Below are 22,787 nucleotides of genomic sequence, written 5' to 3' on the forward strand. Positions count from 1 at the left end.
AATTCCCTAACGCGAGGAACCACATCATGTCACAAACTACCGTGTTGGCATTGCAGGGACTGTCCTGCATGCACTGTGTTGGCAGCACACGCAAGGCTCTGGAAGCCGTGCCGGGTGTCACGGGTGCGGACGTAACCATCGACAGCGCCAAAGTCACTGGCGATGCCGATCCGCAGACCTTGATCGAGGCGGTCGAACAGGCCGGGTATCATGCCAGCCTGGCGGGAGCCGATAGCCACCCAAAAACTGAGCCGTTGGTTGATGCAACTCCTTCGTTGCCGGAAACGCAGTCAGCGGCACAGGCTTTAACTCCGGCAACATCCGAGCAGGACGACGACAGCGTGCAACTGTTGTTGAGCGGCATGAGCTGTGCCAGTTGCGTCAGCAAAGTGCAGAATGCACTGCAGGGCGTGCCAGGCGTCGAACAGGCGCGGGTCAATCTGGCAGAGCGCAGCGCATTGATCACCGGCGCGGCCAATCCGCAGCAGCTGATAGCCGCGGTAGAAAAAGCCGGCTACGGCGCGGAAATGATTCAGGATGAAACCGAACGTCGCGAACGCCAGCAACAAACCGCACGGGACAATATGAAGCGGTTCCGTTGGCAGGCGGCGCTTGGCCTGGCTCTCGGTATCCCGCTGATGGCCTGGGGTCTGTTTGGCGGCAGCATGACGCTGACGGCGCAGACCCAACGACCGTGGCTGATCGTCGGTCTGATAACCCTGGCGGTGATGGTGTTTGCCGGCGGCCACTTTTATCGTAACGCCTGGCGCGCGCTGAAAAACGGCAGCGCCACCATGGATACGCTGGTAGCGCTCGGTACCGGGGCTGCATGGCTGTATTCGATCAGCGTCAACCTGTGGCCAGAATTCTTCCCGATGGCGGCGCGACACCTGTATTACGAAGCCAGCGCCATGATCATCGGGTTGATTAACCTCGGTCATGCGATGGAGCAACGGGCACGTCAACGCTCCTCGCAGGCGCTGGAAAGACTGCTGGATCTGACACCGCCCACTGCGCGTCTGGTTACCGATGGCGGTGAGCAGAGCATCCCGTTGGCAGAAGTGCAGTTGGGTATGACACTGCGCCTGACCACCGGCGATCGTATTCCGGTTGACGGGGAAATCATCCAGGGCGAAGTGTGGATCGACGAAGCGATGCTGACCGGCGAAGCGGTGCCGCAGCAAAAAGGCGTTGGTGATACCGTACATGCAGGCACGGTGGTAGAAGATGGCAGCGTGCTGTTCCGCGCCGCCGCCATCGGCAGCAAAACCACGCTGGCGCGCATCATCAAGCTGGTACGACAGGCGCAAAGCAGTAAACCGGAAATAGGCCAGTTGGCGGACCGCATTTCTGCGGTGTTTGTACCGACGGTGGTCGCCATCGCCCTGTTCAGCGCGGCAATCTGGTATTTCTTCGGCCCGCAGCCACAGCTGGTTTATACCCTGGTGATCGCCACTACGGTGCTGATCATCGCCTGTCCGTGTGCACTCGGCCTGGCAACACCGATGTCGATTATTTCCGGCGTTGGTCGTGCGGCAGAGTTTGGCGTTCTGGTACGTGATGCCGATGCACTGCAACAGGCCAGCAATCTGGATACGCTGGTATTTGATAAAACCGGTACCCTGACCGAAGGCCAGCCGCGCGTGGTGGAGATCGTCACCTTTAATCAGGTGAGCGAACAGCAGGCGCTGCGTTGGGCGGCAGCGTTAGAGCAAGGCGCCAGCCACCCGTTGGCACGCGCCATTATCGACCACGCAGAGGGGCAAAGCCTGCCGCAGATTAGCCAGTTCCGTACCCTGCGCGGCGCCGGTGTCAGTGGTGAGGCCGACGGCGTCAAACTGCTGCTGGGCAATGCCAGATTGTTGCAGGATCATCAGATTGCCATCAGCGCACTGGAAAGCCAGATGCAGCAACAGGCGGAACGCGGCATCACGCCGGTGCTGTTGGCCGCCGACGGCAAACCGGCTGCCTTGATCGCCATTCGCGATCCGCTGCGCAGCGACAGCGTCGCCGCATTGCAGCGCTTGCATCAACAGGGGTATCAGTTGGTGATGCTGACCGGCGACAACCCGGTGACGGCGAACGCCATCGCCAAGGAGGCCGGGATTGACCGGGTGATTGCCGGCGTCCTGCCTGACGGCAAGGCAGATGCCATCAAGCAGTTGCAGGCACAGGGCCATCGTGTCGCAATGGTGGGCGACGGCATCAACGACGCCCCGGCGCTGGCGCAGGCCGACGTCGGTATTGCCATGGGCAGCGGCAGCGATATTGCCATCGAAACCGCTGCGATTACGCTGATGCGTCACAGCCTGAACGGCGTTGCCGATGCGCTGGAACTGTCCAAAGCTACGCTGCGCAACATGAAGCAAAACCTGCTTGGGGCGTTTATTTACAACACGTTGGGCATCCCGATCGCCGCCGGTGTGCTGTACCCACTCACCGGTACGCTGCTCAGTCCGGTGGTGGCCGGCGCGGCAATGGCGCTATCGTCGATTACCGTGGTCAGCAATGCCAACCGCCTATTGCGCTTCAAACCCAAACAGTAATGCTCAGGGGCTGCCATTGGCGGCCCCTTTCTTTGCTACTTTCTGACTTTCCTGCGCGGCGCAGAGCGTTTAGCATGGGGTAAACGCTTTACCGATGAACGACAGCGTATCGCCTGCGTCCTCGGAGCCATCAGGAGCCACGTTGTATGGGTCAACTGCTACGCCGCATTGCCGCTTTTTTCGGCCTTATCTCTCCCATCGCCTACGCCTATCCGGCCCTGGACGTCACGCTGCCGGGCGATCGTCAGCTGCATCTGGTCGGCAGCATACACATGGGTACCGTCGACATGGAACCCCTGCCTGCCAGACTGGTCAGTCGGCTTAAGCAAGCCGACGCGCTGATCGTGGAGGCCGACATTACCGGTAGCGCCTCGCCGTTCGGTGAGCCCGATCCGCAGCCCCTGCTGACGGAAAGGCTCAACGCAGAAGAGCTGGCGCAGTTGCAACAACTGTGTCAGGAACTGGGAACGGATATCGAGGGTTTCTACGCGCTGCCCGGTTGGCAAGTGGCACTGATGATGCAGGCGCGTCAAGCGCAACGGCTTGGGCTACGGGCAGAATTCGGCATTGACTATCAGCTGTTGCAGGCTGCCAGAGATCAGCAGAAAACCGTGATTGAGCTGGAAGGCGCACAACAGCAATTGAACATGCTGCAGGCGCTGCCCGAAGGCGGTATGGCGTTGCTGCGCGATACGCTGGAGCATTGGCATACCAATGCACGCCTGCTGCAAACCATGGTCAGTTGGTGGCTGGACGCCAAACCCAACATGGCGCTGGAAACGCTGCCAGCCACCTTTAGCGCCGCGCTGTACGATGTGCTGATGCAGCAGCGCAATCGCAACTGGCAGCAACAGCTGCGGGCGTTGCCGCCGGGGAAATACGTGGTGGCGGTTGGCGCCCTGCATTTGTACGGCGAGGACAACCTGCCGGCGATGCTGCTGGCGGAGTAAAAAAATGGCCAATATCGCTATTGGCCAGTCAAAGAGGAATTTCTCATATTCTAGTTATACGCATTGCAACCGTGTTAACGGTTACAGCTGACAGGGTAGCAATCTGGTGAACATATTGGCAACCTGCTTTATTCATTGGCGGCACAGCTTGCTGCATTTGCACTATTTTTGTAATTTTATTGCCGTGCGTTGCAACTCTTTCCCGCTCGGGATCATCTTAGGACAAAAATTATGACACCCGCCGTTGTGCTGCTTGAAAAACAAAAGGTCGCCTTCACCCTGCATCCTTATCACCACGACAGTGACGAAACCAATTTTGGTGATGAGGCGGTTAAAAAGCTCGGGCTCAATGCCGATCAAGTCTATAAAACTCTGCTGGTGGCGTTAAACGGCGATGCCAAACACCTGGCAGTGGCAGTCACGCCGGTTGCCAGCCAGTTGGACTTGAAAAAGGTAGCCAAGGCGCTGGGAGCCAAAAAGGCGGAAATGGCCGATCCGCTGCTGGCGCAACGCGTGACCGGCTATCTGGTTGGTGGTATCAGCCCGCTTGGGCAAAAAAAGCGCCTGCCGACGGTGATAGACAGCCCGGCTCAGCAGTTTGCCACCATCTTTGTCTCCGGCGGCAAACGCGGGCTGGATATTGAACTGGCAGCAGTGGACCTGTGTCGTTTGCTGTCAGGCAGCTTTGCCGATATCGCCAAGCGGGACTGAGCATGGCGCGCGGCAGTGCCTTGTCGTCGACAAAACACCGCCGCCTGTTTTAGCGATAAACGATTTCACCCTTTGGCTCATACGCCGCCGCATCCAGCGGCGAATGTTTCTCGATATACTGCTTGAGCACTTCGGCATCAATAAAACCGGTGTTGACATAGCTTGGCAACCCGTCGATCTTCGGATAGCCGTCACCGCCCAGGGCGTTGAAATTGAGCGTCGCCATGCGGTAGGTTTTATCCGCCTGCAGCGGTTGTCCGTTGATCTTCACCTGGCTGACGCCGGTGCCATCAGCCAGCAGACTGACGTTGGCAAACTGGGCATAGGCGCCGGAATCCGGTTTCATATTGGCCACCACCGCCAGGTATTTTTCCACTTCGCGACCGGTCATATCCGCATATACCAGGGTGTTGCCGAACGGCTGCACCTTGAGCACGTTTTTATAGGTGATGTCGCCAGGCTCGATCGAGTCCCGCACCCCACCGCCGCTCATCACGGCAAAATCGGCGTTGGCACGTTCCATTTGTGCCGCCAGCAGCACCCGCGCCAGATTGGTCTGCACAAAACGCACTTTGCTGCGATCGCCTTCCAGTTTGCCGTTGACGCTGCCGATCTTGACGTCCAGCTGCGCCTTGCCCTTGTCCTGGAACGGCGTCAGCAATTTCATCATAGCGGGATCTTGCGCAATCTCCTGGGTGTAATACACCCGTTCGCTGCTGCCGTCGGCCTTTTCCACTTTCTTTTTCAGATTCACCGGGATCAGTTGGTAATGCACCAGCTTCAGCTCACCGTTGCGGAACTGGAAATCGGCGCGGCCAACGTATTTGCCCCACTCATGAGCCTGAACGATCCAGGTGCCGTTCTGCCGGTCTGGCGCACAAGGCGTGCCCGGCACGTAATCGACCTGTTTGTGGTTTTCGTCAGCCATGCATACCGGATCCTGCGAATGGCCGCCAACGATCATGTCGAGATAGCCTGCCGGCAGGCTACGGGCCATTTCGACGTCACCGGGCGCGTTGGAGCCGTGCTTTCCGTCGTCATAGTGGCCCATATGGGTCGCTGCAATGATCACGTCCGGTTTTTCACCGTTACGCAGTTGCTCCACCACCTGCCTGGCTTCCTGCGCCGGCGCGCGGAACTCGATATCGGTGAAATATTCCGGGTTACCGATTTTGGCGGTATCGTCGGTTGTCAGGCCGATAACGGCAATCTTGATACCTTGCCGGTCAAACAGCGCGTACGGTTTGAACAAGCGCTGCCGGGTGCTTTTTTGGTAAATATTGGCGGAAAGCAGCGGGAACGTGGCCCACTTTTCCTGCTGGCGCAACACGCTGAGCGGGTTATCAAATTCATGGTTGCCAATGGCCATCGCGTCGTAACCAATCAGATTCATGCCGCGAAAATCGGGCTCGGCGTCCTGCAGGTCTGACTCCGGCACGCCGGTATTGATGTCGCCACCCGACAGCAGCAGCACGCTGCCACCCTGTGCAGCCACCTGTTGACGAATGCTGTCCACCAGCGTTTTTTGCGCGCCAAGGCCATATTCGCCATGATCGTTACGCCAGAAATGGCCGTGATGATCGTTGGTATGCAAAATGGTGATGTCGTAGGTTTTATCCTTTTCCCAGGCGCCGGCCAATCCTGGCATCACGCTTAGGGACGCCGCCAACGCACAGACGCTGGCTTTTAACGCAAAACGCATGACGAATCTCCATGTTATAAGCAGTTCAAAGTGACGAGTGCAGAATTGTAACGCAGATAAACCACCGCTAATTTCAATTTTTTGCGATGTGCGTCAGATTATGTCGCATCTGGCAAAAAACCAGCAACCTGCTTAAGATGTGAGCCTGTCTACTAAAACTTACCAGGCTAACAATAATATGACTGACCGTAGCGACATCGCCACGCCTCCGGCCAAAGGCAGCGCGGTTAAGGGCACCGCGTTTTCCATACTGGGCGCCATCAGCGTTTCACACCTGCTTAACGATATGATCCAATCGCTGATCCTGGCGATTTACCCTATTTTGCAAGCCGACTTTAACCTCAGTTTCGTGCAAATCGGCATGATTACCCTGACTTATCAGCTCACCGCTTCGCTGTTGCAACCGCTGATCGGCTATTACACCGACAAGCACCCGCAACCCTATTCGCTGCCGATCGGTATGGGCTTTACCCTGTGCGGCCTGCTGTTGCTGTCGATGGCCAACACCTTCCCGCTGGTACTGTTGGCGGCGGCGCTGGTCGGTACCGGTTCGTCGGTGTTCCATCCAGAATCGTCGCGCGTGGCGCGTATGGCGTCCGGAGGGCGCCATGGACTGGCGCAATCGCTGTTCCAGGTGGGCGGCAATTTCGGTAGTTCACTTGGCCCATTGCTGGCTGCGCTGATCATTGCGCCTTACGGCAAAGGCAATGTCGCCTGGTTTACCTTGGCGGCGCTACTGGCGATCGTGGTGTTACTGCAGGTCAGTAAATGGTATCAGCAACAGCATCGCGCCACGCAGGGCAAGGCCAAACCGGCATCATTGTTGCAACCGCTGCCCAAGCGTACCGTCGCATTTTCGCTAACCATTCTACTGGTACTGATTTTTTCCAAGTATTTCTATCTCACCAGCATCAGTAGCTATTACACTTTTTATCTGATTCACAAATTCGGCGTGTCGGTGCAGAGTGCGCAAATCCATCTGTTCGCCTTCCTGTTCGCGGTAGCGGCTGGCACCATTATCGGTGGGCCGATTGGCGACCGGTTCGGGCGCAAATACGTAATTTGGGCCTCCATTCTGGGTGCGGCGCCGTTTACCCTGGCCCTGCCCTACGTCTCGCTGGAATGGACCGGCATTTTGACGGTGATCATCGGCCTGATTCTGGCTTCCGCCTTCTCGGCCATTCTGGTGTATGCGCAAGAACTGATCCCCGGTAAAGTGGGGATGGTGTCCGGCCTGTTCTTCGGTTTTGCCTTTGGCATGGGCGGGTTGGGCGCGGCGGTACTCGGCTATGTCGCGGACGCCACCAGTATCGAACTGGTTTATAAAATCTGCGCTTTTCTGCCTCTGATCGGCATTATCACCGCACTATTGCCAAATATGGATCATAAATCGCAGTAACAGTCGTTTTATCCCGGTTGAAAACCAGCTTTCAGCCGGGACTCCCCCTTGTCTCCACAAGTGTTTTAACACTATCCATCATAAAACTGCCACTTGGCATGGCTATCATAGCAATCGGCCATTTTTCTACAGAATAGCAATATTTAATCAAGCGGCGTATCGACAAATGCCATAAACTAAATGTATCAATACGTAACAGCCCCCGCCCCGCAAGCATGAAAGAAGGAGACTTGATGCATCATTCAACACCGCTGATTACCACCATCGTCGGAGGGTTAGTACTCGCCTTCCTCCTCGGTATGCTGGCGAACCGTCTGCGCATTTCCCCGTTGGTGGGATACCTTGCCGCAGGCGTACTCGCGGGCCCCTTCACGCCGGGTTTTGTCGCCGACACCTCACTGGCGCCGGAGCTGGCGGAAATCGGCGTGATCCTGTTGATGTTCGGCGTCGGTCTCCACTTCTCGCTGAAAGATCTGCTGGCAGTAAAATCCATCGCCATCCCCGGTGCCGTGGCGCAGATTGCCGTCGCTACCCTGTTGGGTATCGGTCTGTCGCATCTGCTGGGCTGGGATCTGATTTCCGGGCTGGTATTTGGCCTTTGCCTGTCTACCGCCAGTACCGTGGTATTGCTGCGAGCGCTGGAAGAGCGGCAGCTTATCGACAGCCAGCGTGGGCAAATTGCCATCGGCTGGCTGATCGTCGAAGACCTGGCGATGGTGCTGACGCTGGTGCTATTGCCGGCCTTCGGCAATCTGTTGGGCGGCGGCAACCACGCCAGCCCCCTGCAACTGCTGAACGAACTGGCAATCACCATCGGCAAGGTGGTGGCCTTTATGGCGCTGATGATCGTCGTCGGCCGCCGTGCCGTGCCGTGGATCCTGGCCAAGACCGCCAGCACCGGCTCTCGCGAGCTGTTTACCCTGGCGGTGCTGGCGCTGGCGCTCGGCATCGCCTACGGCGCCGTAGGCCTGTTTGACGTATCGTTTGCGCTTGGCGCCTTTTTTGCCGGCATGGTGCTGAACGAATCTGAGCTGAGCCAGCGCGCAGCGCATGATACCTTGCCGCTGCGCGATGCCTTTGCGGTGCTGTTCTTTGTTTCGGTCGGCATGCTGTTCGACCCAATGATTTTAATCAACGAACCGCTGGCGGTGCTGGCGACGCTGGCGATCATCGTGTTCGGCAAATCCGCCGCCGCCTTCCTGTTGGTGCGAATGTTTGGTCACTCCAAGCGCACCGCGCTGACCATTTCCGCCAGCCTGGCGCAAATCGGTGAATTCGCCTTTATTCTGGCCGGTCTGGGGATTTCGCTTGGCATGATGTCGGAACACGGCCGCAATCTGGTGCTGGCTGGCGCCATCCTGTCCATTATGCTCAACCCGCTGCTGTTTACCCTGCTCGAACGTTATCTGGCGAAAACCGAAACCCTGGAAGAACAGAGCCTGGAAGAGGCGGTGGAAGAAGAAAAACAGATCCCGGTGGATATGTGCAACCACGCGCTGGTAGTCGGCTACGGTCGCGTTGGCAGCCTGTTGGGCGAAAAGCTGCGCGAAGCCGGCATTCCGATGGTGGTGATTGAAACCTCGCGCCCGCGAGTGGAAGCGCTACGCGAACAGGGAGTCAAAGCGGTATTGGGCAACGCCGCCAACGTAGAGGTGATGGACCTGGCGCGGCTCGACTGTGCGCGATGGCTGCTGCTGACCATTCCGAACGGCTACGAGGCGGGGGAAATCGTCGCCTCGGCGCGCAGCAAGCGGCCGAATATCGACATCATCGCCCGTGCCCACTACGACGATGAAGTGACCTACATTAGCGAACGCGGCGCCGACCAGGTGGTAATGGGCGAGCGTGAAATCGCCAACAGCATGCTGAATATTCTGCAGCTCGACGATATCAGCGAAGAAGAAAAAGCCGGGGCCTGCCCAATCTGATTGGCCATACCTGGCGGATCGCCATGCCGGACAGCTCAGCCTGGGCGGCATGGCAACAAACCGTGGTTACCGTTCCCAGTAAGACTCTTCCAGGCTGTCTTCCCGCTCCGGCAGGCCGCGCGTCAGGCGCGGTGAGTGCTGATTCAACACCTGATAGCTGACGCGGTTGGCGTATTTGCACACCTGTGCCAGCGAGGAGTAGGTCAGGTAGCTGCGTGCATGCTTGCTGGAGTTAGGCACATTGTTACGGTGATAACCGTTGGCGGCAATGTCATGCAGCAGCGCCGACAGCGCCCCGTCACCGGCCCCGTTGGTATTCATGATTTTTTCCGGCCCGCCCATGTACGGCGCGATGTGCGAATAGACGCGGAACGGACTTGCGCAATGCTCGCGGCGCATCGCACGGCTGAACTCGTAAAGGTTGAATTCGGCAATATGCCCCGGCAGCAACGGGTGCTGCGTCTGGCGTTTGGTCGCTTCTTCGGTATAACCGGCCATGTACAGTCCGTTCGGCCCGGCGGTGCACAGCACCAGATCGACCCAGTCCAGCGCCATATCCGACGCAGTCAACGGATCGCTTAAACCGGTCAGCTCCAGCGCTTCGTCTTCGTTCATCGCCAGGATCGACACGTTGTCGCGCAGAAAATCGCGCCACCACTGGGGGTTGTCGGCGATGACATACTTGGTGCCCAGCGTCAGCACCACTGGCACATCATGCTTTTTGGCAAAGGCGATCGCCTGCATGGTCGCCGCCGGCATCGGTTCGCCGGGTTTGCAGCGCACCAGATACGACGTCAGCACCAGCGCCGACGCGCCGGCGATCACCTCTTCCGGAATGCTTTCGGGGCGCAGCTGATTCATCTGGCCCGGACTGATGGCAAAGGTGCGTTCGCCGCTTTCGCCAATCAGCGTGAAACAACGGCCAATCGCGCCGTCTACCGCCTGCAAATAGTTGAGATCGGTGCGGCTGGAGGTATTACACAGGTAACGATAGGCGTAACTGCCGATTTTGATATTGCTGCACATGACCCCCAGCAGGATCGAGCGATCGTCCGCCAGCACCGAATAGTTATGTAGCGTATTGCCGATGGTGCCGCCGGCAAACTGATGAGTAATCAGGTTTTTTTCGCTCAATTCCTGATACAGCGCTTCGGCGACCTGGTCTTCAATCACCAACGAGTGGCCCAGGCTCAGGCCATAGCGCTCAACAAACGCGTCATCCACTTTGGCTTCAATATCAACCAGCGTTTGATCGATGCCGACGATATAAGAGGTGCTGATTTCGTTTTCGGGCTGAACCTGTTGCAATAACGGATCGCGAGCGTTCACCGGAAAATAGTGTTTGGACTTACGTTTACCAGGAAATTTCATGTAATTTGGCGGTAGTGGCAGTTAACAGGCGGGGAATGTTAACACATTCCCGCCGGATAAATGATACGTCGTTGGCGATCAGAAGCGTTGCGCCACCAGCTCCTGCATCATGTCGATATGCGCCGAATCGTCATTGAGCGCTGAAATATATTCAAATTTTTCACCGCCGGCATGCAGGAAGATTTCGCGATTCTGCTCTTTGATTTCCTCCAGCGTTTCCAGACAGTCGGCCGAGAAGCCCGGGCAAATTACCTGAATATGCTTGACGCCCTGCGCCGGTAACGCCTTCAGCGTTTCGTCGGTATACGGCGTCAGCCACGGCTCGCGGCCAAAACGTGACTGATAGGTCAGCATGATGCGATCCGGCGCCAGCGGCAACGATGCCGACAGCGCGCGCAGAGTATCTTCGCAGCGTTGCGGATAGTCATCCCCCAGCCGCGCGTAGCGTTTCGGGATGCCGTGGAACGACAGCAACAGCCGATCGGGCTGGCCATGCTGGTCGAATGCCCGTTCGACACTGTGACGCAGTGCGGCGATATACGCCGGGTGCTCAGCGTAATCGCGGATAAAGCTGACCGATGGCAGGCGACGATAGCCCTTGAGCACGCGCGCCACGCCGTCCCACACCGCAGCGCTGGTCGAACAGGAGTATTGCGGGTATAGCGGTAACACCACCAGATGGGTTACGCCCTGCGACAGCAGTTTGTCGATGGCCTGTGCCAGGCTGGGCGCCCCATAGCTCATGCCAAGCTCAACCGGCGTGTTCGGCATTCTTTCCGCCAGCGCCCGCTGCTGCCGGCGGCTGAACACCAGCAGCGGTGAACCTTCTTCCATCCATACCGACTGATACAGCTTGGCAACGCGCGGCGAGCGGATCGGCAAAATCACCCCATTGAGAATCGGCCACCAGATCGGCGGCGCAGTATCTACCACGCGATCGTCACTGAGGAATTCCTTCAGGTAGCGTTTTACCGCAGGCGAAGTCGGGGCATCCGGCGTACCCAAGTTCACCAGCAGCACCCCGTGTTTCTCTTGCTTCATCTTTGTTCCCCTCGTTTCCCTTACGCCCAGCGCATCCTGGATATAACCATTGACTGCACCTATTGTAACGGAAATGAGGTTTATCGGAACCGATAACAGCGACAGGCCTTACCGTTGTGCCAGTTGCCACACCGCCGCCACGTTGCGTGCGGTGACTTCCAGGTTATGCGCCGCGCCGGCCAATGCTTCCTCCAACGTCACGATGCGATCGATCACCGAAAACGCCGCGTCGATGCCGTGCTGATGCACCACCTGGTAATCCGCCGCCAGGCTGCCGGCAATGCCGATCACCGGCAGCCGATGGCGTTTGGCGACGCGCGCTACGCCAATCGGCGTCTTGCCATGGATAGACTGACTGTCGAGCCGCCCTTCGCCGGTGATCACCAGGTCGGCTCCCTTGATCGCCTCTTCCAGCCGCAGGGTTTCGATCACGATTTCGATCCCTGGCCGCAGCTGTGCATCAAGCATACCGAGCAATGCCGCGCCCATACCGCCTGCTGCCCCGGCGCCCGGTGCATTGAGTACGTTGCGCCCGGTGGTCTGTTCCAACAGGGTGCCATAATGACGCAACGCGTTATCCAACTGCTCAACCATCGCCGGCGTCGCGCCTTTTTGCGGGCCAAAAATGGCCGAAGCGCCGTTTTTGCCGCACAGCGGATTATCCACGTCGCAGGCCACGGTAACCTTCACCTGCTGCAAACGCGCATCCACGCCGGAAAGGTCAAGCTCAACCAGGCTGGCCAACGCCGCGCCGCCCGGCGGCAAGGACCGTTGTTGCCCATCCAGCAGCCTGGCTCCCAGCGCCTGCATCATGCCGGCACCGCCGTCGTTGGTCGCGCTGCCGCCAATGCCGAGGATAATTGCGCTAACGCCGCGATCGAGCGCCGCCAGTATCAGTTCACCGGTACCATAGCTGGTGGCGATCAACGGATCGCGCTGGCCACTCGGCGCCAGATGCAAACCGGACGCCGCCGCCATTTCAATCACCGCCGTTTCGCCGTCGCCCAGCAGACCATAAAATGCCTCAACCGGCGTGCCTAGCGGCCCGCGCACCGACAACTGAACGATTTCTCCCTCGGTCGCCGCCACCATCGAATCCACCGTGCCTTCGCCGCCGTCGGCCATCGGCAACTTGACGTATTCAACGTCGGGATAAATCTGGCGAAACCCGCGTTCAATCGCCGCTGCGACGTCCAGCGCACTCAGGCTTTCCTTGAAGGAGTCCGGAGCGATTACCACTTTCCTCAGCGCTTTCATCATAGTTTCCTTAACCTGCCAGATTGAATACGCCAAACATCAGCGCAGAGACTGCCGCAATGGTAAAGCCCACCAGCGTTTCGTACGGCAACAGTTTCAGCCGCTCGTGTACCGCCATATTGACGCTGCCGCCCGTGGCGTGGAAGAAGCTGCCGTGCGGCAAATGGTCAAGCACCGTAGCGCCGGCGTGGATCATCGCCGCGCCCGCCAGACCACTGACCCCCAGCTCCAGCAGCGTACTGCTGAACACCCCGGAGGCCACGGCGGTACCGGCGGTGGTAGAGGCGGTCGCCATTGACATCAGCGCACCGGAGAGCGGCGCCAACAGCCAGGCTGGCAGGCCGGTATGCGTCAGGCCGTTGATCAAGACGTCTTTTAACTGCGAATTGGCGATGATGCCCGCCAACGTGCCGGTGCCAAGTAACATGATCGCCACCGGCGCCATGCGAGACAGGCCCGACACCATAAACTGATTGCATTGGCGAATTCGTCCCATCAGCAATGCGCCGACCAGGCCACCAACCGGCAAGGCGATCAATGGATCGATAGCTATCCCGGCGATCGGCCGTAGCGACAGCAGCAGGATCGCCACCAACGGTGCGCTGATAGCCGCCATAAAACCGGGGCGAGCGCCCTCGGCCTGCACCGTCAGCTCTTCGGCGCTGACCATGCTGCCCCGATTGCTGAGCCGCTTGGCCAGCAGGTAGGCCACTACCAGTCCGCACAGGCCGGGCACAATACCTGCCATCATCACCGACGTTAGCGGCACGTGAAAATTATCCGCCGCCGCGATAGTGTTGGGGTTCGGCGACATCACGTTGCCCGCCTTGCCACCGCCGATCATCGCCAGCAGGATCGCCACGCGTGAGATCCCCGCCTTCTGTGCGATCGACAGGGCGATCGGTGCGACAGTGATCACCGCCACGTCGATAAATACCCCGACCGCCGTCAGGATCAGTGTAGCCACTGCCAGCGCCAGCAGCGCGCGCGTTTCACCCACTTTGCGCACGATGGTTTCGGCAATGGTATGCGCCGCGCCGGACTCGATCAGCACCCCGGCCAGCACGCCCGCCGCCAGGATGCGCATCACCGCATTGGTAATGCCTTGCGCGCCGGTAATCATCAGCGAAACGGTCTGTACCAGATCGGCACCGCCGACCAATCCCCCCGCCAGCGCGCCGGCTATCATGCCGTAAGCGGGCGGAACCTTGCGTAAAATCAGTACGATGGCGACAAGCAACGCCACCAGTGCACCCAGTGTGGATACCGTAGTCATTGTTGTTATTCTCTTGTTGTTGGTGTCTGGCCAACATATCCCCGGACAACGGGATTAACTTGAGAGGAAACAACAAAAAACGCACCGACCGGCGGCAACAAAGTTGTGGGTTAGCACAATTCACTCATTCATCAGCATGCCGATATACAATTGCAACGTCCCGGTTAATTCATTGATTTTTAAACCAGTAATCGCCTCGATTCGTTGCAGTCGATAGCGCAGGGTATTGACGTGGATATGAAGCTGAACCGCGGTCTGCGTCTGATCACAGTTCCGGTAAAAATATTGCCTCAGGGTCTGGCGCAGCACGCCTTTCTCATCGTGTTCGCACAGTTGCTGCCACGGGCGACTCAGCTCCTGCGCACGCCAGTCGTCGCTCATGTCGCACAGCAGTGATGGCAACGGGTAGTCCGGGTAAAACAGCAGTTTATGCCGCAGCTTGAGCCGCTTCGCCATCGCCTGGGTGGCTCGCGCGGTCAGTCCGGAGCGGAAAACGCCATCGCCGCCGCCAAACAACCCGCCGACGATCAGCCGCAGGTTGAAGCGCTGCTGAAACTGGGCCTGCAATTGCTGCGCCTGCTTGCGCTCCTGCTTCAGGTTCCATACTCCCTGCGCCAGGCTGGCCGGCCGCAGCAGCACCAGTTCATTGAAGTCGGTCATGGCGATCAGCGCCTCACGCTGGGTGTTTTCCAGTTCGCGCAGCAGCTCGCGCAACAGGTGCGGTTGTTGATCGTGCAATTCGATGATCCACACAATACGCGGCTGTTGCAGATCCAGTCCCAGATACGCCGCCATGGACTCCAGCGCGGCCGGCTCTCCGGTTCCTTGCAACAGCTGGCTCGCCAGTTCTTCGCGGTAGCGTTTTTCCCACTGATGCTGGCCAAGCAGCGCCGCCTGTTCCACCATCAGTTCGGCCGCCATCTTCACCAGTTCGGCATAATTGCGCACCTGCGCCGGATCGCCGGAGATTCCAATCACCCCCACCCGCTGGTTGCGGAAACAGAACGGCAGGTTGATGCCCGGTTGTACGCCTTTCAGGTGTGCGGCGGTGGCAATATCGATTTCCACCACGCGGTTTTCGGTCAACGCCAATACGGCGCCTTCATGACGCTGGAACAGCCGCGTCGGATCGCCAGAGGCGATAATGACACCGTTGTGATCCATCACATTTACCGAATGGTTGATGATCCCCATGGCGCGTTGAACGATCTGCCGGGCGGTGGATTCTTCCAGAAAAGTAGTCTGTCTGAGCATGCGCTTCTTCCTGACGGCTGAAATGGAGGCTGTTATACGCCATTCCCGCTAGGGATTTAATCAACGGCGGCGTAACAAGCTAAGGGGATCACACTTCGTGGGGAAAAAGCAAAAAAAAAACGCCGGGCGCATGCCCGACGTTAGCTGACACTGATCTCTCGGCTTAGCCGAGAATGGTGGCCAGTTCGGCGCTCACTTCAGCAACTTTGCGGGTGCCGTTGATTTTGTGGTATTCGGTGTTGCCGGCGTCGGCTTCCTGGCGGTAGTAGGCAACCAGTGGCGCCGTCAGCTGATGGTATTCCACCAGACGTTTACGCACGGTTTCTTCCTGGTCGTCTTTACGCGTGGTCAGCTCTTCACCGGTCACGTCGTCTTTGCCTTCGACCTTAGGTGGATTGAATTTAACGTGATACACGCGACCCGATGGCGCATGCACACGGCGACCGACGATACGATCGACGATCAGTTCATCCGGTACGTCGAATTCCAGCACGTAATCCACCTTGATGCCGGCTTCTTTCATCGCATCGGCCTGTGGAATCGTACGCGGGAAACCGTCCAGCAAGAAACCGTTACGGCAATCTTCCTGGGCGATCCGCTCTTTCACCAGGGCAATCACCAGCTCATCGGTGACCAGCTTGCCGGCGTCCATGATTTCCTTCGCCTGCTTGCCCAGTTCAGTGCCGGCCTTCACGGCTGCGCGCAACATATCACCGGTGGAGATTTGCGGAATAGCGTATTTCTCCATGATGAATTGAGCCTGAGTACCTTTACCAGCGCCCGGAGCGCCCAGCAGAATGATACGCATTGCGTAAATCCTCTTATATTTTTATAAAATTGCGAAAACGCTCAACCATACCATTTTAGCGGGGGGTGGCTCAAGGTACGAGAAAGGAAATCGATTGCGTATCAGCAAGAGGAAAAGTGATTAAAATACGCGACTGCCAGGGTAATAGCGGGGAAAACGCCCAAAACCTGATGATTTTGGGCGCGTTAAATCAGAATTATGCGGAAAGCAACTTGTTCATGCGTCGGATGAACTGGTTCGGATCTTCCAGCGTGCCGCGTTCGGCCAGCAACGCCTGATCCAGCAACAGGTCGATCCATTCGGCGAATTGTTCGTTATCACCCACATCGGATGCGCGTTTGACCAGCGCATGTTCCGGATTCAGCTCGAAAATGTACTTCACTTCCGGTGCCTGTTGACCGGCGGCAGCGAACAGTTTCGCCATCTGGGTGCTCATTTCATCGGCATCGGTGGTCACGATCGCCGGCGTATCGGTCAGACGGTGCGTCAGTCGCACGTCCTTCACCCGCTCGCCCAGCAGCGTTTTAACGCGTTCAATGAATGGCTCCAGCTGTTTTTCAGCTTCTTTCTGCTCTTCGGTTTCGTCTGCCAGTTTTTCCAGCGCCTCATCGGCCTTGCTGACCGACTGGAATGATTTGCCGTCGAATTCGGTCAGGTAGCTCATCATCCATTCGTCGATACGCTCAGAGAGCAGCAGCACTTCGATGCCCTTCTTGCGGAACAGCTCCAGGTGCGGGCTGCTGTTGGCCGCGGCGTAGCTGTCGGCGGTGATATAATAAATCTTATCCTGTCCTTCGCTCATGCGGCCGACGTACTCTTCCAGCGACACGGTTTGCGCCGAGCTATCGCCGTGAGTAGAGGCAAAGCGCAGCAGCTTGGCAATCGCGTCCTTGTTCGCCGCATCTTCCGCTGGCCCTTCTTTCAGCACCAGGCCGAATTGCTGCCAGAATTTCTGATAGGCTTCGGCATCGTCCTTCGCCAGTTTTTCCAGCATCTGCAATACGCGTTTGGTCAGTGCGCTGCGCAGATTCTGGGTTACGCGACTGTCTTGCAGAATTTCACGCGATACGTTGAGCGGCAGATCGTTGGAGTCGATCAGTCCGCGTACAAAGCGCAGGTAGTTCGGCATAAACTGCTCTGCGTCATCCATGATGAATACGCGCTGTACGTACAGTTTCAGGCCGTGTTTGTGATCGCGGTTCCACATGTCCCACGGCGCCTGCGCCGGAATGTACAGCAGGCTGGTGTATTCCTGCTTGCCTTCAACGCGGTTGTGGCTCCAGCTCAGCGGATCGGTGAAGTCGTGGGCAATGTGTTTGTAGAATTCTTTATACTCTTCGTCGGTAATATCGGACTTGCTGCGCGTCCACAGCGCCTGGGCCTTGTTGATTTTCTCCCAGTGAGTCGCGCCGTCGGCGTCTTCTTCGTTGTTGCTTTCGATCTCTACCGGCAAGGCAATGTGATCGGAATATTTGCCGATCACCGAACGCAGACGCCAGGCGTCGAGATACTCGTCTTCGCCTTCGCGCAGATGCAGGGTGATTTCGGTGCCGCGTTCGGCTTTGCTGATGTCGGCAATAGTGTAATCGCCCTCGCCGGCAGATTCCCAGAACACACCCTCATCGGTAGCTGCGCCGGCAGCACGGGTGCGTACCGTTACCTTGTCCGCAACGATGAACGCCGAGTAGAAACCAACGCCGAACTGGCCGATCAGCTGGCTGTCTTTGGCCTGATCGGAACCGATCGATTCGAGGAAAGCCTTGGTGCCCGATTTGGCGATGGTGCCGAGGTTCTCGATCACTTCATCGCGACGCATGCCGATGCCGTTATCAGCGATGGTCAGAGTACGTTTTTCTTTGTCGAAGGACAGACGCACGCGCAGCTCGCCCTCTCCTTCGTACAGTTCCGGCGCAGACAGCGCGCGGAAACGCAGTTTGTCCGCCGCATCGGAGGCATTGGAAATCAGTTCGCGCAGGAAAATTTCTTTATTGGAGTACAGCGAATGAATCATCAAATGAAGCAGTTGTTTTACTTCAGACTGAAATCCGCGAGTTTCTTGACCTTTCATACTCATTGCTTACCTCAAAGACAATTGCAACCAAACACAGACAATGAGGATCAGGTGGGGATGAGGGCCTTATTTTTCAAGCGGGTGGCGGGGAATTTTTTAACCGGAGCTAACGGGGCGAAGCCGCCCCGTCAGGGAAGTGCGTCAGTATTTGATGGCGTGGCGCCCGGCCAATGAGTGCGACAGCGTGGTGCCGTCGACCATTTCCAATTCGCCGCCTACCGGCACACCGTGCGCAATGCGGCTGGCCAGTACGCCGTACTGGCCGCACATTTCCGCGATGTAATTGGCGGTTGCTTCACCTTCCACCGTCGGGTTGGTGGCCAGGATCACTTCGCTGATGCTTTCCTGTTCCAGCCGTTGCTCCAGCCGATCGAGGCCGATATCGCCGGGTCCGATGCCGTCAAGCGGCGACAGATGGCCCATCAGCACAAAATAGCGCCCGGCGAACTGGCCGGTCTGCTCGATGGCATGGATATCCGCCGGACTTTCCACCACGCAAATCTGGCCGTTTTGCGCACGACGCGGATTGGCGCATATGGTGCAAATATCCTGCTCGGTGAAGGTGCGGCAATCGGCGCAATGGCCGATTTCCGACATCGCGCGGGTCAGCGCCTGTGCCAGACGCATGCCGCCACTGCGATCGCGCTGCAGCAGCTGAAACGCCATACGCTGCGCCGATTTCGGGCCAACGCCCGGCAGGCAGCGCAGCGCCTCCATCAGGGTTTCAAGCAGCGGACTGGTTTGCATCAGAACGGCATCTTAAAGCCAGGCGGCAACTGCATGCCGCTGGAAACCGAGGCCATTTTTTCTTTCTGGGTTTCTTCAACGCGACGTGCGGCATCATTGAACGCGGCTGCGATCAGATCTTCCAGCATGTCTTTATCGTCTTCCATCAGGCTCGGATCGATTTCCACACGGCGGCAGTTGTGCGCCCCGTTGATGGTTACTTTCACCAGGCCAGCGCCGGATTCGCCAGTTACTTCCAATTTGGCGACTTCTTCCTGCATCTGCTGCATTTTTTCCTGCATTTGCTGGGCTTGCTTCATCAGGTTGCCCAGACCGCCTTTACCAAACATAGTCGTCTCTCGTAGCAATGGGCCGCGCACGGTGCGCGGCGGTTAAATGGGGCGAATACTGTCTTCATCCAGATCTGCATCAAAGAAGCGACGCAGCGTCTGGATATTGGTATCCGCAACGATGGACTGACGCGCCTGCGCCAGTTTTTCTTCATATATGGCTTGCCGCCACTCCAGCGGCGTTCGCTCCGCCGGGTTTTCGTCTTCCACCACGGTCAGCTCAATCGGGCCACCGTGCAGCTCGCTGAGCGCGTCGCATAATGCCTTTTGCGCCGAGGGCGTGTTCAGGTGACGCTGCGCAGGCCGTAAATGGAGACAAATCTTGCCGGGCTCCAACTGCTGTTTAAAGGCGTTCAACGCCAATTGTTGCACCAGTTTCGGGATGGTCAGCCGGTCTATTTCCGCCGCCCACGGGTCGCGCGCGATTGACTCTACCACCAGTTTAGCCGACAGCTCGGGGGTTTTTTCATGTTCCAGCGCGGTACGCAGCGCCTTTGGCGTCGCCAGTGGTTCTGGCGCTGCTTCTGGCGCGGTTTGCGCTCGCCAGCGATACGCCTCCGGCTTGGCCGGTTTTTCCTTGACGATTTTTTCCGCCTGACGCTGCTGGCTGCGCTCAGTCACGGAAGCCAATCGCTCCAGTGCCGAGTTTGCCGGCCGCGCTCTTCCTGGCGCCGCCGGCTCACTCTTTTTTGGTGTAGATGCCCCCTGTTGCCGCTGCAACTGGGTGCGCGCCTTCAATAACTGCGCGGTGGCGTCCGGTAAATTTACCGCCTGTGACGAAGCCGCGGCCTGCCCTAACGGCGGCGGTGCCTCTGACGATGGCGGCGCTGTTGCCGGTGCCTGCGCCGCCGGGACGGCCGACGTCACGCCCTGCGCCGAGGACGTTGAGGTAATCGCTGCCGGCTCGGGGATCTGCGCCTTGGGATGAAACGCCAACGCACGTAACAGGGTCATCTCTACGCCCATGCGGCGATCGGGTGCATAAGCCAGCTCTTTACGACCCACCAGCAATGTCTGGTAATACAGTTGCACGTCGGCAGGCGGCAAGCTGCGCGCCAGCTCACGCAGTCGCTGTTCGATAGCGGCGTAATGATGATCCAGCACCGAGGGCAGCAATTGCACCATCGCAATGCGATGCAGCAGCGCCAGGGTTTCCACCAGCAGGCTTTCCCAATCGACGCCGCGTGCTGCCGCTTGTGCCACCTGAGCCATCACTTTTTCGCCGTCGGCGTTGACCAGCGCTTCAAGGATCGCCAACGGCTGTTCGTCGTCCAGCGTGCCGAGCATATGGCTGACGGTGGCGCTGGTGACCTGGCCCTCGCCCATGGCGATCGCCTGATCGGTCAGGCTGAGGGCGTCACGCATGCTGCCGTCGGCGGCGCGCGCCAACAGTTGCAGGGCGCGGGCGTCGCTCGCGATCTGTTCCGCCTGTAGTACCGTTTCCAACTGGTTGCGGATTTGCTCCACGTCCAGCGCCTTCAAATGGAATTGCAGGCAGCGTGACAGAATGGTCACCGGCAGCTTTTGCGGATCGGTGGTCGCCAATAAAAATTTCACATGCGCCGGCGGCTCTTCCAGCGTTTTCAACAACGCATTGAAGCTATGGCGTGACAGCATGTGCACTTCATCGATCAGGTAGACCTTGAAACGGCCGCGCGCTGGCGCGTACTGCACGTTGTCCAGCAGATCGCGCGTGTCTTCCACCTTGGTTCTGGAGGCCGCATCGATCTCGATAAGATCGACAAAACGCCCCTGCTCAATCTCGCGGCAGTTATCACATTGGCCACACGGGGTAGCGGTAATGCCGGTTTCACAGTTAAGGCCTTTGGCCAACAGGCGGGCGATGGTGGTCTTACCCACGCCGCGCGTGCCCGAAAACAGATAGGCATGATGAATCCGCCCAAGCGTTAGGCCGTTGGCCAGTGCGGTCAGGACGTGTTCTTGCCCAACCACATCTGCAAAGGTTTGGGGGCGCCACTTACGGGCGAGAACCTGATAGCTCATTAATACCGGAGAAGTCGAATAATCTGGAGGGTCATGCTAACACAGCAGTGCGGCGATCCGCGATAGCCCATTCTGTTTCGAGCGACAGCGCCGTTGGCCAACGGCCTGTGTGCCAGTCGCTCGATTTTGATCGGGGTTGAATGCTAAATCAATGGCCGGCGAAGTTGACCAGGCTGTAGCAGTCGATGCCGAGCTGGTTCAGACGTGCTTCACCGCCGAGATCCGGCAGGTTGATGATGAAGGCGGCGTCTTTCACCTGGCCGCCCAAACGACGGATCAGTTTGGCGGTGGCTTCGATGGTACCGCCGGTCGCCAGCAGATCGTCCACCACCAATACCACGTCGTCTGCGGTGATGGCATCGCTGTGGATTTCAAGCTGGTCGGTGCCGTATTCCAGCTCATAGCTTTCGATCAGCGTGGCACGCGGCAATTTGCCCGGCTTGCGTACCGGCACAAAACCAACGCCCAATGCCAGCGCTACCGGCGCGCCAAACAGAAAACCACGCGCTTCGGTACCGACCACTTTGGTGATACCTGCTTCGCGATAACGCTCAACCAGCAACTCGATGCTGGCAGCGTAAGCCAGCGGATTTTCCAGCAGGCTGGTGACGTCACGGAACAGGATGCCCGGCTTAGGGTAATCCGGGATGGTTTTGATACTGTCTTTGATAAACTGAAGCTGCTGCGCAGTAGCGGTCATAATTATTGCCTGATAAAACTGCTTGAAACTGGAACGCAGGCCGCCTGATATCCTGCTTCACCCATTAGGGCGAAACCATTAATCAAGGACGTTCAGGGAGGGTTCCCGCGCACGAAAACGCCCAAATCTATGCAAACTGGCAGACAATTGCAACTCTACCCTTCATCTTTCATGCCCCACGGGGCTGGGAAAACGCCGGCGGGGCCAGTGGATTCATACGCTTGCCGTCAGATGGCGACGTCAGGCTAACAAGAATTCTAGCCTGCCTTCAGCGCCGTTTGTGCTGATCCGCATCGACCACCGGCAGGCGCAGCATGACGATCAACAGCGTCGCCAGCATCACCAGCAGCAGGCCGCGCACCCACCAGATTTTCACCAGCCATAGCGACACGGCAAAAGTCAGCACAATAAACAGCATGGCCTTCCATTTGGCGCCCGGCGGCAATGCGCGGTGGCGTTGCCAATGGCGCAGGTAACCACCAAACCATGATTGATATAACAGCCAATGGTGAAAACGCGGCGACGAGCGGGCGAAACACCAGGCCGCCAACAGCAGAAAGGGGGTGGTCGGCAACAGCGGCAATACCACGCCCAGCGTAGCCAACGCCACCGCTAGCCAACCTACAGCGATCAATAGCCAACGCGTCATGCCGATCCTTTTAGCCAGACAGTATGCCAATGACTGTAACACCG

At 58.2% G+C, this 22,787-nt stretch carries 18 protein-coding genes and 1 other annotated feature; of the genes, 5 read left to right on the forward strand and 13 right to left on the reverse strand.

The genetic code is table 11. The features are described from left to right. Nucleotides 1-26: 26 nt before the first annotated feature. From copA to ybaK, 3 genes are all read left to right on the forward strand, one after another. Complete coding sequence (copA, locus tag NYE85_RS21540; RefSeq protein WP_309600886.1) at nucleotides 27-2,546, forward strand: copper-exporting P-type ATPase CopA; 2,520 nt, start codon at nucleotides 27-29, stop codon at nucleotides 2,544-2,546. A 146-nt stretch (nucleotides 2,547-2,692) separates the two neighbouring features. Further along, entirely contained in the window at nucleotides 2,693-3,496 is an 804-nt protein-coding gene (locus NYE85_RS21545) for a TraB/GumN family protein (RefSeq protein WP_259006751.1), read from the forward strand. 231 nt (nucleotides 3,497-3,727) lie between these two features. Continuing rightward, nucleotides 3,728-4,207, forward strand: a complete 480-nt coding sequence (ybaK, locus tag NYE85_RS21550; RefSeq protein WP_259006752.1) for a Cys-tRNA(Pro)/Cys-tRNA(Cys) deacylase YbaK — start codon at nucleotides 3,728-3,730, stop codon at nucleotides 4,205-4,207. Between the two features lie 49 nt (nucleotides 4,208-4,256). Here ybaK and ushA read toward each other — a convergent pair whose 3' ends face one another. Continuing rightward, nucleotides 4,257-5,909, reverse strand: a complete 1,653-nt coding sequence (ushA, locus tag NYE85_RS21555) for a bifunctional UDP-sugar hydrolase/5'-nucleotidase UshA (RefSeq protein WP_259006753.1) — start codon at nucleotides 5,907-5,909, stop codon at nucleotides 4,257-4,259. A 178-nt stretch (nucleotides 5,910-6,087) separates the two neighbouring features. Here ushA and NYE85_RS21560 point away from each other — a divergent pair, with 178 nt between their 5' ends. Both NYE85_RS21560 and ybaL read left to right on the forward strand, forming a co-directional pair. After that, complete coding sequence (locus NYE85_RS21560) at nucleotides 6,088-7,308, forward strand: MFS transporter (protein WP_259006754.1); 1,221 nt, start codon at nucleotides 6,088-6,090, stop codon at nucleotides 7,306-7,308. A 233-nt stretch (nucleotides 7,309-7,541) separates the two neighbouring features. Beyond that, entirely contained in the window at nucleotides 7,542-9,236 is a 1,695-nt protein-coding gene (ybaL, locus tag NYE85_RS21565) for a YbaL family putative K(+) efflux transporter (protein ID WP_259006755.1), read from the forward strand. A 66-nt stretch (nucleotides 9,237-9,302) separates the two neighbouring features. Here ybaL and NYE85_RS21570 read toward each other — a convergent pair whose 3' ends face one another. The 12 genes from NYE85_RS21570 to NYE85_RS21625 form a co-directional block, all read right to left on the reverse strand. Further along, a complete protein-coding gene (locus NYE85_RS21570; RefSeq protein WP_259006756.1) occupies nucleotides 9,303-10,607 on the reverse strand; it encodes an inosine/guanosine kinase in 1,305 nt (434 codons plus the stop codon). Between the two features lie 78 nt (nucleotides 10,608-10,685). Beyond that, nucleotides 10,686-11,648, reverse strand: coding sequence for a ferrochelatase (gene hemH, locus NYE85_RS21575; RefSeq protein ID WP_259006757.1), 963 nt, complete (start codon nucleotides 11,646-11,648; stop codon nucleotides 10,686-10,688). Between the two features lie 108 nt (nucleotides 11,649-11,756). Further along, entirely contained in the window at nucleotides 11,757-12,905 is a 1,149-nt protein-coding gene (locus NYE85_RS21580) for a glycerate kinase (protein WP_259007009.1), read from the reverse strand. Nucleotides 12,906-12,915: 10 nt separating this feature from the next. Further along, a complete protein-coding gene (locus tag NYE85_RS21585; RefSeq protein WP_259006758.1) occupies nucleotides 12,916-14,181 on the reverse strand; it encodes a GntP family permease in 1,266 nt (421 codons plus the stop codon). 120 nt (nucleotides 14,182-14,301) lie between these two features. Further along, the gene (locus NYE85_RS21590; protein ID WP_259006759.1) at nucleotides 14,302-15,435 is read right to left on the reverse strand and encodes a sugar diacid recognition domain-containing protein; all 1,134 of its coding nucleotides are present in this window, start codon (nucleotides 15,433-15,435) and stop codon (nucleotides 14,302-14,304) included. A gap of 163 nt (nucleotides 15,436-15,598) precedes the next feature. Then, a complete protein-coding gene (gene adk, locus NYE85_RS21595; RefSeq protein WP_259006760.1) occupies nucleotides 15,599-16,243 on the reverse strand; it encodes an adenylate kinase in 645 nt (214 codons plus the stop codon). Nucleotides 16,244-16,439: 196 nt separating this feature from the next. Beyond that, the gene (gene htpG, locus NYE85_RS21600; RefSeq protein ID WP_259006761.1) at nucleotides 16,440-18,311 is read right to left on the reverse strand and encodes a molecular chaperone HtpG; all 1,872 of its coding nucleotides are present in this window, start codon (nucleotides 18,309-18,311) and stop codon (nucleotides 16,440-16,442) included. A gap of 144 nt (nucleotides 18,312-18,455) precedes the next feature. Then, nucleotides 18,456-19,061, reverse strand: a complete 606-nt coding sequence (gene recR, locus NYE85_RS21605) for a recombination mediator RecR (protein WP_259006762.1) — start codon at nucleotides 19,059-19,061, stop codon at nucleotides 18,456-18,458. Further along, nucleotides 19,061-19,390: a YbaB/EbfC family nucleoid-associated protein gene (locus NYE85_RS21610; RefSeq protein WP_004954498.1), complete on the reverse strand. Its 330-nt coding sequence runs from the start codon at nucleotides 19,388-19,390 to the stop codon at nucleotides 19,061-19,063. The genes recR and NYE85_RS21610 overlap by 1 nt, the downstream gene beginning before the upstream one ends. 42 nt (nucleotides 19,391-19,432) lie before the next feature. Next, nucleotides 19,433-21,394 (reverse strand): DNA polymerase III subunit gamma/tau, encoded by a 1,962-nt coding sequence (dnaX, locus tag NYE85_RS21615; protein WP_259006763.1) that lies wholly within the window; start codon nucleotides 21,392-21,394, stop codon nucleotides 19,433-19,435. Continuing rightward, nucleotides 20,036-20,100, reverse strand: a sequence feature (DnaX frameshifting element). (Overlaps the previous gene by 65 nt.) 148 nt (nucleotides 21,395-21,542) lie before the next feature. Further along, nucleotides 21,543-22,094: an adenine phosphoribosyltransferase gene (apt, locus tag NYE85_RS21620; protein ID WP_259006764.1), complete on the reverse strand. Its 552-nt coding sequence runs from the start codon at nucleotides 22,092-22,094 to the stop codon at nucleotides 21,543-21,545. Nucleotides 22,095-22,362: 268 nt separating this feature from the next. Further along, entirely contained in the window at nucleotides 22,363-22,743 is a 381-nt protein-coding gene (locus NYE85_RS21625) for a DUF454 family protein (RefSeq protein WP_259006765.1), read from the reverse strand. Nucleotides 22,744-22,787: the final 44 nt, after the last annotated feature.

It is taken from the genome of Serratia sp. AKBS12, from assembly GCF_024793895.1.
GTDB lineage: Bacteria > Pseudomonadota > Gammaproteobacteria > Enterobacterales > Enterobacteriaceae > Serratia_F.